At 35.2% G+C, this 15,027-nt stretch carries 9 protein-coding genes; 6 read left to right on the top strand and 3 right to left on the bottom strand.

Annotated elements, in window-relative coordinates; translation table 11 throughout:
* Nucleotides 1-22: 22 nt before the first annotated feature.
* On the top strand, nucleotides 23-1,309 hold the full coding sequence (gene hemL, locus EKM02_RS11605; protein ID WP_126455327.1) for a glutamate-1-semialdehyde 2,1-aminomutase: 1,287 nt from the start codon (nucleotides 23-25) through the stop codon (nucleotides 1,307-1,309).
* 218 nt (nucleotides 1,310-1,527) lie between these two features.
* Here hemL and EKM02_RS11600 read toward each other — a convergent pair whose 3' ends face one another.
* Nucleotides 1,528-1,992, bottom strand: coding sequence for a hypothetical protein (locus EKM02_RS11600; protein ID WP_126455325.1), 465 nt, complete (start codon nucleotides 1,990-1,992; stop codon nucleotides 1,528-1,530).
* 786 nt (nucleotides 1,993-2,778) lie between these two features.
* Complete coding sequence (gene lysS, locus EKM02_RS11595) at nucleotides 2,779-4,488, bottom strand: lysine--tRNA ligase (RefSeq protein ID WP_126455323.1); 1,710 nt, start codon at nucleotides 4,486-4,488, stop codon at nucleotides 2,779-2,781.
* 396 nt (nucleotides 4,489-4,884) lie between these two features.
* Between lysS and EKM02_RS11590 the strand changes: the two genes are divergently transcribed.
* Together EKM02_RS11590 and lipB are read left to right on the top strand one after the other, a co-directional pair.
* A complete protein-coding gene (locus tag EKM02_RS11590; protein WP_126455321.1) occupies nucleotides 4,885-5,139 on the top strand; it encodes a hypothetical protein in 255 nt (84 codons plus the stop codon).
* A gap of 671 nt (nucleotides 5,140-5,810) precedes the next feature.
* The gene (gene lipB, locus EKM02_RS11585; RefSeq protein WP_126455318.1) at nucleotides 5,811-6,542 is read left to right on the top strand and encodes a lipoyl(octanoyl) transferase LipB; all 732 of its coding nucleotides are present in this window, start codon (nucleotides 5,811-5,813) and stop codon (nucleotides 6,540-6,542) included.
* A gap of 25 nt (nucleotides 6,543-6,567) precedes the next feature.
* Here the strand turns inward: lipB and EKM02_RS11580 are convergent, their stop codons facing one another.
* Nucleotides 6,568-7,227 (bottom strand): ribonuclease HII, encoded by a 660-nt coding sequence (locus EKM02_RS11580; RefSeq protein ID WP_126455316.1) that lies wholly within the window; start codon nucleotides 7,225-7,227, stop codon nucleotides 6,568-6,570.
* A gap of 199 nt (nucleotides 7,228-7,426) precedes the next feature.
* Here EKM02_RS11580 and EKM02_RS11575 point away from each other — a divergent pair, with 199 nt between their 5' ends.
* From EKM02_RS11575 to EKM02_RS11565, 3 genes are all read left to right on the top strand, one after another.
* Nucleotides 7,427-10,597, top strand: coding sequence for a SusC/RagA family TonB-linked outer membrane protein (locus EKM02_RS11575; RefSeq protein WP_126455314.1), 3,171 nt, complete (start codon nucleotides 7,427-7,429; stop codon nucleotides 10,595-10,597).
* A gap of 14 nt (nucleotides 10,598-10,611) precedes the next feature.
* On the top strand, nucleotides 10,612-12,078 hold the full coding sequence (locus EKM02_RS11570) for a SusD/RagB family nutrient-binding outer membrane lipoprotein (RefSeq protein ID WP_126455312.1): 1,467 nt from the start codon (nucleotides 10,612-10,614) through the stop codon (nucleotides 12,076-12,078).
* Between the two features lie 820 nt (nucleotides 12,079-12,898).
* A complete protein-coding gene (locus EKM02_RS11565; protein ID WP_126455310.1) occupies nucleotides 12,899-14,968 on the top strand; it encodes a SusC/RagA family TonB-linked outer membrane protein in 2,070 nt (689 codons plus the stop codon).
* Nucleotides 14,969-15,027 lie beyond the last annotated feature (59 nt).

Raw genomic sequence — 15,027 nt, 5'->3', positions numbered from 1 at the left:
ACGATAATTCATAATTCCATACATGTTATATAAAAGAAGTAGTCAGCTTTTTGCTGAAGCAGAAAAAGTAATTCCCGGTGGCGTAAATTCGCCCGTAAGAGCGTTTAAAGCAGTGGGAGGAACTCCTATTTTTGTCAAAAGTGCCAAAGGTGCTTATTTGTACGATGAAGATGGCAACCGTTTGATTGATTATATCAATTCTTGGGGGCCAATGATTTTAGGACACGCTTACGAACCGGTTGTACATGCCGTGATAGAGAAAGCAAAGTTGGGAACCTCGTTTGGGATGCCCACAGAATTAGAAACACAAATTGCCGCTTTAGCCGTTGCTATGGTTCCAAATATTGATAAAATTAGATTTGTAAACTCTGGTACCGAAGCCTGTATGAGCGCTGTACGGCTGGCTCGTGGTTTTACAAAAAAAGATAAAATAATCAAATTTGCAGGTTGTTACCACGGACATTCGGATTCGTTTTTGATACAAGCCGGAAGCGGAGCCATTACTTTTGGTTCGCCAAACAGTCCTGGTGTTACAGCAGGGACGGCCAAAGATACTTTGCTGGCACGATACAATGATTTAGAAAACGTAGCCATTTTAATTGAAGCAAATAAAAATGAAATTGCAGCAATAATCGTTGAGCCTGTTGCTGGGAATATGGGTTGTATTCCGCCTAATAAAGGCTTTTTAGAAGGCTTACGTCAATTGTGTACTGACAACGGAATCCTCTTGATTTTTGATGAGGTAATGACCGGATTTAGACTCGCCGCTGGTGGTGTTCAGGAATTATTGCATGTAACGGCTGATATCGTTTGTTTTGGGAAAGTAATCGGTGGAGGATTGCCTGTCGGTGCTTTTGCTGCCCGAGCAGAAATCATGAACTATCTTGCTCCGTTAGGTCCTGTATATCAGGCTGGAACATTGTCTGGAAACCCATTGGCAATGGCCGCAGGATTAGCCATGTTACAAGCTTTAGACAGTGATCGTACTATTTTTAAAAGACTAGAAGAAAAAACAGCGTATTTGGCTGCAGGAATCGATAAAGTTCTGAAAGCAAATGATGTTACATTTACAATCAACACTATTGGCTCAATGATTTCGATTCACTTTGACGCGGCTCCGGTTGTAGACTTTCAAACGGCTGCAAACGGCGACAACGAAACGTTCAAGAATTTTTTTCACGGATTATTGCAGGAAGGAATTTATATTGCGCCATCCGCCTATGAGACATGGTTTATTACGGATGCATTAACGTATGCTGATTTAGATTTTACCATTCAAGCGATAGATAAAGTTTCGAAAACATTTTAAACCAAAAAAAGCCCCAAAAATAGACTGCCTCTAAAAAATTAGACACTATTTCAGGGCTTTTTTATGAAATAAAATGAAATAAGTAACAGCCACTGTATAATGTCGTGTTTTAAAATTAGACAAAATGACGCAACAGATTAATTTTAAACTACTGTTTGCAACAGTGTATCTTTTGACTTTATGAAGTTTAAACTTTTGACTTACTTCAAGTAAATGGATTATTTTTTATCGCCTATTTTTGTTGGTTTTCTATTCTGATGGTATGCCATTCTTTTTTTTATTCGGTTGTGTCTTTTCCCTTTTATGTCATCCCATTTTTTATATTGGTCTAAGGAAAGAATTTTTTTCATTCTCTCTTTCATCACAATTTGCTCATCTAACATTTGGCTTTTTTTAGCAAAAAGTTCATCAGAGGTAAGCCGTTTTTTAGCCGAATCTTTGTTAGCTTTTCGTTCGGCCATTTTAGCTTCTCTTTTAGTGCTTTGTTCCGCGAGGATTGTACTCATTTCTTTTTGCTGTGAAGCATTCAAATCTAATTCCAAAGTCATCTTTTTTAACTGCAGTTGATTTCTTTGATCAGGAGTTAATTGCCCCATTTGAGCTCTTTCCGGTCTTACTTCTTTTTCTTGTGCAAAGCTTGTCATTCCGACAACTAATAATGCAACGATAAATAATTTTTTCATTTGTTTTGTTTTAAGTATATAAGACCGGGTTCTTATTTAAAAGTTTAATCATTAACAAAATTTTGGGTTTAATATTTAAATTCGAAGAATACTTTAATCCGATTTTTCGGTACTCCAGCATTCTAAAAAAAGAAATTTCAGCGATACAAAAGCATGATATTTATCAGTTTTTATCCGGTTATGTTTCTCGAACTTTGTGGCTTATTTATCAAATCATTTTAGCATGACAACATGTAAACTACTTCATACTTTTCATATCCCTATTGTAAGGACCTACTTATATTATGGATAGTCTGATACGAGTGTGGAATATGGAATTTCATCCATTATTTCTATTATGGATGACGTACTTATCGAAAAAATAAATGCTTTTTATAGCAGGAAATTCGATTTGTCGTAGCAGGGAATTACTCAAAAAACAGAGGATTACCGCGTAGAACGCATCACTTCTTATCTGAATTTGGCAAACAAAATCGAGAAGGAACAATTTGAAAATTTTAAAACGGAAGTAACAGCGCGCGCGGATTTCCAATTCGTGCCCGTAAAGTTTTTTATATTTTAAAAATATAAAGAAATAATAACTTTAATTATTTGCTGTTGTGGCTTATGTTTGTGGGCACGGATTGCAAATCCGCTATCAAATCCGCGATATCGGGTTAGATTGATGATTACTGATTTAGAAACAACTTGGGATTAGTTACGGACAGTCATAAAAAATAATAGTATTTATAAAAATGGAGCTTCAATTTGAAGCTCCATTTTTATAAATATAGCTCTATAATACACTTAGGATTTCAATCGACACGCTTTGCTGTCGCCATTTACCACAACTTCGGTCAATCCTAAAGAAGATAAATTTTTCATTGCTTTATCCCATTTTTTACCGCTCAGTTCCGATTTGATTTTTAGTAAACCAAAATCCATTTGGTTTTCATTGACTTTCAAAAGGTCAATAATCAATTTCTCATCGTCTTCCAATTCAATTTTAACTTGAGTTTTTTCTGGGCGCATTTGCGGGAACAACAACACTTCCTGGATAGAAGCATTATTTGTCAAATACATAATCAATCGATCCATTCCAATTCCCATTCCGGATGTTGGAGGCATTCCGTATTCTAATGCTCTCAAGAAATCTTCGTCAATTATTCCTGTGGCTTCATCATCTCCTTTTTCAGCCAATCTCATTTGGTCTTCAAAACGGGCTCTTTGATCAATTGGGTCATTCAATTCAGAATAGGCGTTTGCCACTTCTTTTCCGCAAACCATCAATTCAAAACGTTCTGTCAATTCTGGATTGTCACGGTGTTGCTTGCAAAGCGGAGACATTTCCTTTGGGTAATCCGTGATGTAAGTAGGCTGAATGTAATTTCCTTCGCATTTCGCGCCAAAAATCTCATCAATCAGTTTTCCTTTCCCCATGGTTGCATCTACATCAATTCCCATTCCTCTGGCAGCATCAAATAACGCTGTTTCACTTTTTCCTGAAATATCAAATCCAGTAAAATGTTTGATAGAGTCCGTCATTGTCACTCTGGCGTAAGGCGCTTTAAAATTGATGGTATGTTCTCCAAAAGTAACTTCTGAGCTTCCATTTACGGCAATCGCGCAATGTTCTAAAAGGTCTTCGGCAAATTTCATCATCCAGTTGTAGTCTTTGTAGGCTACATATATTTCCATGGCAGTAAATTCTGGGTTGTGGGTACGGTCCATTCCTTCGTTACGAAAATTTTTCGAAAACTCATAAACCCCTTCAAAACCACCAACAATCAATCTTTTTAAGTATAATTCATTCGCAATACGCATGTACAAAGGCATATCAAGCGAGTTGTGATGCGTGATAAAAGGACGCGCTGCAGCACCACCGGGAATTGGTTGCAAAACAGGCGTTTCTACTTCAAGATATCCTTTGTCATTAAAAAAAGAACGCATTGCATTGAACAATTTTGTTCTTTTGATAAACGTTTCTTTTACATGATCATTCACGGTTAAATCCACGTACCGACGACGGTATCTTTGTTCCGGATCAGCAAAAGCATCGTGTGTTTTACCATCAGCATCCGTTTTCACAACAGGAAGTGGTTTCAAGGCTTTGGCCAAAACTGTTAATCCATAAACATGAACCGATATTTCTCCCACTTGCGTTTTGAAAACCGTTCCGCGAATCCCAATAAAATCGCCAATATCCAACAGTTTTTTGAAAACGACATTATACATGGTTTTCTCCTCATCTGTCGAAATATCATCTCTCGAAACATAGATTTGAATACGCCCTTCAGCATCTTTCAATTCGGCAAATGACGCCTTTCCCATGATACGCTTCCCCATCAAACGACCCGCTAAAACCACTTCCTTACCTTCGTATTTTGCAAAATCAGCTAGGATTTCGCTAGAATATGCGGTTGTAATAAATTCGGCTGCAGGATAAGGTTCAATACCTAAATTGCGTAATTCTGTAAGTGCTTCTCTACGTAATATTTCTTGTTCGGATAATGCCATTTTATGCTGATTTTAAGAGCGCAAAGATACTATTTAAGTTTTAAAATTTAAAGTTTAAAATGTACCGTTTTTTGGAGCAGAATATTTTGTTTCTTCAAGACGATCCGTCCCGCTATTCGTTCTATCTTTTTTTCTTGTTCAAAAAAAACAAGAAAAAAAGGATGCCACTGCTATCGGGGCTATGCTACGATTTTTATTTTTTTAAATCAACATGAAAAATAGTATAAATAACATATATAGAAACCAATAAGTATTTTAAATTACCAAATGGAAAAACACGATTTACTGCTTTTAGTGTTATTTTTGATCAGTTGCCAAGTATAAGAAACCATTTGTCTAAACCAAGACGGAACCGGAGAAATTGAAACAGAATTACTCCACGATGAACATCGTTGTATGCAATTTATAGCTGAAAATCACTCCAAAGAAGACGTTTTTCTTGATGCAAATTATGTTTTTAAAGATCTGATAACCAAAAATTCCGAGACGTTTTCCAAATTACCAGCATCCGAAAAAGCCATTTTTAAAAAAATTACTACGGTAAAAGTCCATAGTAAGAAAAGTTCCTTCGAGAAAGAATTTTGCACAACAATCTGTCAAAAATTCAATACAATAGCCGAAGTTGCTGATTTATACAAAACCGAAGAATAGGCAGATGATATAGAAAATAATTACGCACTGGTTGCCGAAGAACATTATTATAGTGTGAACTATGCTTTTGATGCAAGTGTTTTTCAGGAGAATAGTAAAAATAACAAATGCAGTTGAACTAATAAGACAACAGGATAAGATTAAAGGATCCAAACGCAAGTTTCTAAATTCAAAATTACGCAGTCTTATGCTCTGAAATATCATTTTCCTCGAAAAATAAAATCGGTTTCAAATATAAATTCAAAAATAAGCGATGACAAAAAAGCAATGGAAATGCAATTTCTAATCACAGATTGTTTAAAAACCCGGAGAGTATAAATCTTGAAGTTGTTTTGGAATAATAATATTGAACTTAAATAATCGCCTTATGGTCAAGTCGAGCGCAGTCGAGACTCATTTGGTTAGTCTCGACGGCGCTCAACTTGACAGAAATATGAGTTAATCCTTCAATGGTTTTTTCAAATCTTGTAGGTGACTTTTTTGGCGCAATGATAAAACATCGAAATTAGTTCAAGTCCGAGACTAATTATTTTTGATTCATAATTTTATATTATACCTGCAAGGTTTAAAAAAAAACCTTATTGGAAAAAACAGTAAACTCAAAACGTTGTACCTTTGTCATTCAAAAATAAGTGAACGAAATAGGATTGCTTCGTTCCTCGCAATGACACATGAATAAAAACATCCAACTTCAAGATTTAGGAACTAAAGATTACAAAGAAACTTGGGAATACCAAGAAGAATTGTTCAAAGAAATAGTTGACTTAAAAATTAAAAATAGGAGAGAAGAAACGAGTTTACAAACACCCAATTATTTCCTTTTTGTAGCACATCCGCATGTATATACATTAGGCAAAAGTGGTGATTTAAGTAATTTACTTTTGTCTGAAAAACAATTGGAAGCTAAAGGAGCTACTTTTTATAAAATTAATCGTGGCGGTGACATAACGTATCATGGACCTGGACAAATCGTAGGATATCCTATTATAGACTTAGAAAATTTCTTTACGGATATTCATAAATACCTACGGTTTCTGGAGGAAGCTATTATTCTTACCCTTGAAGAATATGGAATTGCTTGCGGCAGAAGCGAAGGCGAAACCGGTGTTTGGTTAGGCGCAGGAACACCATTTGCCAGAAAAATTTGTGCAATGGGCGTTCGCGCTTCCCGTTGGGTCACTATGCACGGATTTGCTTTAAACGTAAATGCTGATTTGGGTTATTTTGACAATATTATTCCCTGTGGGATTCGCGGTAAAGCCGTAACTTCTTTGAACGTAGAACTAGGCGTAGCCAAAGTGAATGAACAAGAAGTCAAAGAAAAAATCCTGAAATATTTTGCCATTCTTTTTGACGCGACTTTTGAGAAACCAGCACTCAAAAATCGTTACACGAGCCTGTAAGGCGAACTGGCGAAGCAATCTAAATTCAAAAATCAAAACAATACTGTTCCGGCAACAAACGAAATGTCATTCGGTGGTGTTTTGTAACCCCATATTTCCGAATGGCTTCCCGGTGTTCTTTTGTAGGATATCCTTTATTTTGTTTCCAATTGTACATTGGGAATTCCTCATGAATCCGATTCATATATTCATCCCGATACGTTTTTGCTAGTACAGAAGCGGCGGCAATACTCATAAATTTTGAATCTCCTTTTATGATACTGGCATTCGGAATCGAATGTAGGATTTCAATTTCAGCATCGGTAAAAATCTTTCCTCCGCAATTTTTAATCCCATCCTTAGGAATCAATGGAGTATTTCCGTCTACAATAATGGATTCAGGTCTTGGATTTAGTTTTAAAATACTTTCCTGCATTGCTTTTATGGAGGCATTAAGAATGTTTATTTCGTCAATTATCAAAGGCTCCAGATGGGTTACGGCAAATGAAACACATTCTTGTTCGATAATAGGTTTTAATTTTTCTCTTGTTTTTTCAGACAATTGTTTACTGTCATTTAATAACTCATTTTGGAAATGCGCAGGCAGTATTACGGCTGCTGCAGTGACAGGTCCTGCCAGACAACCCCGACCGGCTTCATCCGTTCCGGTTTCTAAATATGGCGTTAAAAAGAAGGGGCTTAACATTATATTGATTTTGACAAAAATAATATTTTTTAAGTGATTATCCGCAGTTTGTAGTGTTATAATAGCTAAATTTCATTTGTATGTTTATTTTTTGAAAAGGAATGGTGTAAAAAATATAATGTGTTAAATTTTATAAAAGCTTGTTTTTTTAAGAAATTATTAAGAAATTTGTAAAATAACTAATTCAAAACAAATTAATATGAGATCAAAATTTAAATGGATTTTTACGTTGCTGTTGGCTTTGTCAATGCAATTTGTGTTCGCACAAGAAAAAACTGTTACAGGTGTAGTGTCTGATGCAACTGGTCCTATACCAGGGGTAAACATCGTTATTAAAGGTACAAAAAAAGGGGTTTCAACAAGCTTAGATGGGAAGTACTCTGTAGCTGTTCCCGCTAATGCAATATTAGAATTCAGTTCATTGGGTTATCTAGCTCAATCAAAAAGCGTGGGTAAACTATCGACAATTAATGTGACTTTAGTTGCTGATGCGCAATCGCTAAATGAGGTTGTGATAACGTCCTTTGGGATAAAAAGAGATAAAAAATCTCTGGGTTATTCTACACCAAAAATCCAAGCAAAAGAACTTACTGCCGCAAAAGCTACTAACGTCACCAACCAACTTGTAGGTAAAGTTGCAGGTGTACGCGTAACCGGATCAGGAGGAGCTTTTACGGGTTCTAGTATAATAATAAGAGGGCTTACAACTTTTACAGGAAGTAATCAGCCGTTGTTTGTTGTGGATGGAGTGCCTATCGATAACAGTGGTGGAGGTGCTTCATTACAAAGAGGAGCCTCGCCATCAAATCGTGGTATCGATATTAATCCTGAAGACATCGAAAGCGTAGTTGTTTTAAAAGATGCTGCTTCAACAGTTCTTTATGGATCTAGAGGTGCGTCTGGTGTTATAGTTATTACTACTAAAAAAGGTAGAAAAGGAGAGAAATCGTCAATTACTTTTGATTCAAGTTTTAACATAGGAAATGTTAATCGTTTACCAGATTATCAAAATGAATATGCGCAAGGTTTAAACGGTACGTTAACATCTGCTCAAATTGGGTCTGCTTTAGTGCCTAATAGGTCAAATTCAACAGGGCTTATGGTCGCATCTTCATGGGGGCCTAGGATTATGGGTCAAACCATTACAAACGCATATGGTCAACCTGAAGTGTTACAAGCTTATAAAAATAATGTTAAAGATTTTTTTAAAACTTCGTATAATGCTCAAAATAACTTAAGCTTTACTGGAGGTTCTGAAAAGTCTAGTTTTAGACTTGCTATAGGAAATACAAAAGAAACATATGTTATTGACAACAACAATTTATCTCGAACTAATCTAACTTTTTCTGGAAACACTCAAATGTCTGAAAAGTTGAATGTAGGAGCTAATATAACCTACACCAATACAACTTCACAAAGAACTTTACAAGGAAACAATTTGTCTAATCCTTTGTTTAGAGGATATTTTACCCCAAGATCCTATAATTTAAGTGGTTTGCCATTTGAAAATGCACAAGGTCAGCAGTTGTATGCTGGTGGTGAGGACAATCCTTATTGGACTGTTAAAAACAATCTGTACAATGATAAGGTAAATAGAATATTGGCTAATTTTAACGCTAAATACGATTTTTCTTCATGGTTGAATGCTGACTTTAAAATTGGTACAGATTTCTATAATTTGAATAGTGTTGGTTTTGACGAGATTGGAAACAGAGGTGCTGGTTTTGTGCAAGGTTCAACTAATATTGGTGGTTTAATTGAGGGTGCGACAAACGTTCATAACTTGAACCAATATTTCACATTGAATGCCTCTAAAAAGTTCAATGATTTCACTTTGTCTGGATCACTTGGAAATGAGTTTAATAATAACTACAGCTTCGCTTCTCAGGTTACAGGCCTAAATTTAGTGGTTCCTGGATTTGCCAATTTATCTAATGCTGTGACGTATGCTCCTGGTTCCTCTATCAGAAATACAAAATTGTTTGGAGTTTTTGCAGATGTTGTTCTAGAGTATAAAAATTTCTTGTCCGTAAACGTTAAGGCAAGAAATGACTGGTCCTCTACGTTAGCTCCAGCGAACAATTCTATTTTCTATTCGGCAGTGTCAGGAAGTTTTGTATTAACTGAGGCATTTCCTGCAATTAAGTTTGGCGATAAAATCAATTTAATAAAGTTTAGAGCAAGTGCAGGTGAAGTAGGAAAAGGTGCTCCTGCTTATGCAACGAATACGTACTTCTCTCAAGCTAATGCTGCTGATGGTTTTGGTCCACAAATTATTTTCCCTTATAATGGGAATGCTGGTTTTTCTCTTTCTAATACAGCGGGTAATGCAGATCTTACACCAGAGTTTACTAGAGAGATTGCTTTTGGAACTGAAATGGCATTTTTTAATAATCGATTAAATATTGATGCAACCTATTACGAACGAAATACTCGTAATGTAATTTTAAGTGTGCCTGTGTCAGCAGGATCAGGAGTTACAAATGTTTTGCAGAATGCAGGAAAGCTTTCTACAAAAGGGCTTGAAATTGCAGTATCTGGAACACCAATCAGAACTCAAAATTTTTCATGGGATTTGGGAGCAAATTATACTCAATATGTATCAATGGTTGATGAATTGGCTCCAGGTGTAACTAACATATTTTTAGGTGGTTTTGTAACTCCTAATATTCGTTTAGTTGCAGGAGATGAATATGGTCAACTTTATGGTTCTAAATATCAACGCAATGCTAATGGGCAAATGTTAATTAGTCCTACAACCGGTTTGCCATTGCAAACTACAAGCGTAGAGAAAATTGGAAATCCTAATCCTGATTTTACAATGGGTATTACTAATACTTTTACTTACAAAAACTTTAGTTTATACGTTTTGTTAGATATTCGTGAAGGAGGAGATCAATATTCAAGAAATATAGCTGACGTACAAAGAAATGGTGTGGCCATAGAAACAGCTGAATTTCCTAGATTTGCAGCCGATAATGTTACAGCTAACACACCATATCTTTATGAAGGTGTTTATGCTTCAGGTGCAAATGCAGGTCAGCCGAACACGATACAGGTAAATGCTCAGTCTTATTATGGTAATAGTGGGAAGTATATTGCTGCTGAAGGATTTATATATGACACCTCTTGGTTTAGAGTTAGGGAGATGTCCTTTTCATACAAACTAGGTTCTAGTTTATTAGCGAATACCGGAATTAAACAATTCGAAGTTGGAGTATTTGGAAGAAATTTATTCTTGCACGCACCTAATTATCCACATTTTGACCCAGAACAAAATGCTTTAGGGGTTAGTAATGCACAAGGTTTAGAGTTTAACTCTTTACCAAATACAAGAACAATTGGATTTAATCTTAAAGTAGTACTTTAATAATAATTTTAAATATGAAAAACATAAAAAATAAAATAGTAGCCGTTCTATTCTTAGTTGCTTTCGTAGTGACTGGCTGTGAATTTGGTGATATTAATGAGGATCCAAGTAGTGTAGTTTCGGCTCCAATTAATCAGCAGTTAACTTCATTGACTGTTAATGTTGGTTTTTTAGCTGGGAGCGATTTAAACCGATACTCTTCTTTGATAATGCAGCAGTATTCAGGGCAAACTGTTGGGGCAACTAATCAGACTCAATTCTTCGAACAGTTTCAGATTGTTGGTTCGGATTTAAATAATGTATGGTCAAGTATTTATGCTACTATCTTAAATGATGCAGAGAATATTATAGTTGACGCAACGGCTTCTAATAGCCCGCACTATTCAGGTGTTGCCAAAATTTTAAAGGCATATACGTATCAAATTGCTGTAGATACTTGGGGTAGTATTCCTTATTCAGACACTCAAAAGTTAGCTGCAAATGTTAAGCCTAAGTATGATTCGGATGAAAGTATTTACGCGGATTTAATTACTTTAATAGATCAAGGTATAGCGGAGGTAAATGCGCCAACCTCGGTAATTTCGCCAGGCACTAATAGTACAATATATCCAGGGGCATTTTCAACTACTAAAAACAACTGGATTAGGTTTGCTAACACATTAAAACTAAGAATATTTTTACATTACAGTGAAAAAAATCCAAGTTTTGCTAAATCTAATATTGATGCATTGATTAATTCAGGAGCTCTTTTAATGGCCAGTAACTCAGATAGCTTTCAGATGAATTTTGTTGATGCTGCTAATGCGAGAAACCCAATTGACCAATTTGAAACTAATAGACTTGGTAATTTAGTGGTTAATGCAAAATTGGTTAATATGATGAATTCTAAAACAGACCCTAGAAGACAATTTTATTTTACTCAATTGCCTGCAGGTTCTGGTTCGTATGTTGGTGCTGTTGCCGGAGCTCCGGCGGGACCAGGGAACTATTCTAAATTCCACACTTATCTAAGAGGATCGCTAACGGGTTCAGTGTATACTGGAGCGGCGCCTATTAGAATGTTGACCTTTGCTGAATATAATTTTATTAGAGCTGAGGCATCACTAAGGTTTAGTTCTCCTGGTGTTGCTCAAACATTTTTTCAAGAAGGTATTAGGGCTTCAATGGTGAGTGCTGGTGTTACTGTAACAGCGGACATTACTAATTATTTAGCCACAAATGGTACATTAACAGGAACTGATGCTCAAAAACTTGAGCAAATAATAAACGAAAAATTTATTGCTAATTATGGTGTAACGTTAGAGCCATGGTCAGATTTTCGTAGAACAGGCTATCCTGTTTTAACTTTACCGTCAAATGCGATTGTGCCATATTTTCCGAGGTCACTTTTTTATCCTCAATCAGAGATTGATTTAAATCCTGAAAATGTTAAGCAAAAAGCAGGTATGAATGCGAAAGTTTTTTGGGATACACGTCAATAAAACTTCTTAAGTATTATTAAACCTTCTCTTTCATGAGAAGGTTTTTTTTTGCTTAATTATTTTTATTTTTGATGTTTTCATAAAATATTTTATGACCAATACTACAAAATACATCTGATTTATTGATATCGAGATACTATGTTTTGATAATTTTATATCGCTTTTCGATATAAATAATTATGAGAGTTTATTTTCCTATTTTGATCTAAAAAACCAACGATATTAATACATATTTCAGTTTTGTATCTGTGCTTTAAAGAGTTCAATATTTACAAGAAAATCTGTACTTCAGGAAACTAATAATAACCAACATGGATAGCAGAGCAAGAGCAGAATCTGGGTTGAAAAACTTAAAATCATTTTTTTTGTAAGATAAAACCTAGTTGAAAATTGATTTTTAAAACAGCTGTAGGATCTATTTCTCACGATTTTTTTTACAGTCACTTTTGATATAAATTCTAAAGGCGTTTTAAATATTGTACAAATGTAATTTTTATATTTTTTTTTAATGATAAATGCTTTGGAGTTTTGTCATTAAATAGCTCTTAACTGTTAAAATTGTTGATGGTTCCATCTGCTCTAGTTTCTAAATATGGTGTTAAAATGAAAGGACTTAATGTTGAATTAATTTTGACAAAAAGTAGATTTTTGAAGTGATTTTTTGCGTTTTGTAATGTCTTAAAAACTAAATTCCATGCTTTTTTTTATTTTTTAAAAAGGAATGGTGTCAAAAATATATTGTGTTAAACTTTGAGATAATTCGTCTCCTTATGAAATTATTAAGAAGTTTGTTAAATAACTAACTCAAAATAAATGTAATATGAGATCAAAATTCAAATGGATTTTTTCGTTGCTTTTGGCTTTGTCAATGCAATTTGTGTTCGCACAAGAAAAGACTGTTACAGGTGTAGTTTCAGATGCTACAGGAACCTTGCCTGGCGCAAATGTCGTTGTCAAAGGAACTACAAGAGGGATACAAACAGATTTAGAAGGGAAATATTCTATCAGAGTAGCAGCTGGAGAAGTATTAGTTTTTTCTTTTATTGGTTTGGAAGACCAATCTAAAGTTGTTGGTGCTTCAGATGTTATTAATGTAATATTAGCGCCATCATCTGAAAGCCTTGAAGAGGTAGTCGTTGTTGGTTATGGTACACAAAGAAGATCAAAGGTTGTTCAGGCTAGTAAAGTTGTAGGCAACTCAGCAATGGAGAACCTAACGGTTTTGTCTCCGCAGCAAATGCTACAAGGTCAAGCAGCCGGTGTTCAGGTTGTTCAGTCATCTGGGGTTCTTGGAGCTGCAACGGTTGTTAAAATTAGAGGAAATGCGTCAATAACTGCGGGTGGTAGACCATTGTATGTAATTGATGGTGTTCCTTTGAATGATAATTCTTTTTCGGGAGCTCAAGGAGGTCAAGCTCTAAACCCATTATTAGAAATAAATCCTAATGACATTGAGAGTCAAACAGTTTTAAAAGATGCTTCTGCAACTGCTATTTATGGTTCCAGAGGATCAAATGGTGTGATTTTAATTACAACCAAAAAAGGTAAGAAAAATCAACCGGCAAGAGTGACTTTTGAACAAAATATGTCAATTAGTAGAGCTACTGATTTATTACCTACACTGAATGGTGAAGAATATCGTCGTTTCAAGACTTTGAGAGGAGATGATCCTGCTAACTTCTTGAATGATGATTATAATTGGCAAAAGGGAGTAACAAGAGACGGTGTTTCTAGAGCAACTAATCTATCTATTTCAGGTGGAAACGACAAAACTACTTATTACGTTGGTTTTGGTAGATCTGATCAGCAAGGGTTTATTGTTGGCAATAATTTAAGTTCAACGAATGGAAAAATTTCAGTTAATAGTGACGTAAATGACAAAATTAAAATTGGGGGTAACCTTTCTTACAGCGAAGTGCTAAATGACAGAGTTAATTCAGAGAATAGTGTTGCTGCGCCTTTAACCTCTGCGTATCTGCAAAGTCCGTGGGTTTCACCTTTTAATTCAGCGGGTGATCTAACTAGACTTCCAGGTTTCATTCCTAACGTTGTTGCTGTTGAAAGATTCAATACTAACTTAGCTAAAACAACAAGGGCTTTTGGTAATATTTTTGGGGAAGTTCAATTGTTTGAAGGTCTTAAATATAGAGTAGATTTTGGTATGGATAGATTACTGCTTGAGCAGAAAGAGAGATGGTTGGAGATTAATACACCAGGAGGATATGGGTCGTATTCTACAGATATTCAAAATAAATACGTTGTTACAAATACCTTAAATTATGAGAAGTCTATTAATAAGCACTCGTTTTCAGGGGTCTTAGGGACTGCTTATGAGCAAAATGACATCACAAGAGCGGCTGTCTCAGCTATTAATTTTGCTTCAGATTTACAGTTAAATGTTATTTCAGGTGCTGAAAAGATAACAACTACTTCCCAGACCCAAAATTCTAGATTAAATGGATATTTTGCAAGAGTTGCTTATGATTTCGATTCAAAATATCTCCTTGAAGCATCAGGTAGGAGAGATGGTTCTTCAAGATTTGCACAGGACAGCAAATATGGTAATTTTTGGGCACTTTCTGCAGGTTGGAATGTAATCAATGAGGAATTCATGAGTAATGTAAACTTTATATCTGATTTGAAATTAAGGGGTTCGATTGGAACAAATGGAAATGATAGAGTAGGTGATTTCTCATTTTTCCCTCTTTATGAAGGTGGTAGAAATGGAGCTTACAATAATAATCCTGGTTTTACAAATACGCAGCCAGAAAATACAGATTATAGATGGGAGCAATCTAAGACATCCAACTTAGGTATAGATGTAGCTTTTCTTAACAATAGAATTAGATTATCTGTTGATGCATATTATAAAATATGCTTGTCCGTTTAGTTACCTATAATTCATTCCATTGATGATTAACTCCAGCAATGATTAGTCTTTCCATTGTT

This window comes from Flavobacterium sp. RSP49 (assembly GCF_003968735.1).
Lineage (GTDB): Bacteria > Bacteroidota > Bacteroidia > Flavobacteriales > Flavobacteriaceae > Flavobacterium.
The sequence above is the reverse complement of the archived record's forward strand: the minus strand, read 5'-3'. Positions and strand labels throughout refer to the sequence as shown.

Excerpts from the sequence above, each read along its gene's own strand:
- EKM02_RS11570 (WP_126455312.1), top strand. The coding sequence starts at position 10,612 with ATGAAAAACATAAAAAATAAAATAGTAGCCGTTCTATTCTTAGTTGCT.
- EKM02_RS11600 (WP_126455325.1), bottom strand. The coding sequence starts at position 1,992 with ATGAAAAAATTATTTATCGTTGCATTATTAGTTGTCGGAATGACAAGC.
- EKM02_RS11565 (WP_126455310.1), top strand. The coding sequence starts at position 12,899 with ATGAGATCAAAATTCAAATGGATTTTTTCGTTGCTTTTGGCTTTGTCA.
- EKM02_RS11575 (WP_126455314.1), top strand. The coding sequence starts at position 7,427 with ATGAGATCAAAATTTAAATGGATTTTTACGTTGCTGTTGGCTTTGTCA.
- EKM02_RS11590 (WP_126455321.1), top strand. The coding sequence starts at position 4,885 with ATGCAATTTATAGCTGAAAATCACTCCAAAGAAGACGTTTTTCTTGAT.
- hemL (WP_126455327.1), top strand. The coding sequence starts at position 23 with ATGTTATATAAAAGAAGTAGTCAGCTTTTTGCTGAAGCAGAAAAAGTA.
- EKM02_RS11580 (WP_126455316.1), bottom strand. The coding sequence starts at position 7,227 with ATGTTAAGCCCCTTCTTTTTAACGCCATATTTAGAAACCGGAACGGAT.
- lipB (WP_126455318.1), top strand. The coding sequence starts at position 5,811 with ATGAATAAAAACATCCAACTTCAAGATTTAGGAACTAAAGATTACAAA.
- lysS (WP_126455323.1), bottom strand. The coding sequence starts at position 4,488 with ATGGCATTATCCGAACAAGAAATATTACGTAGAGAAGCACTTACAGAA.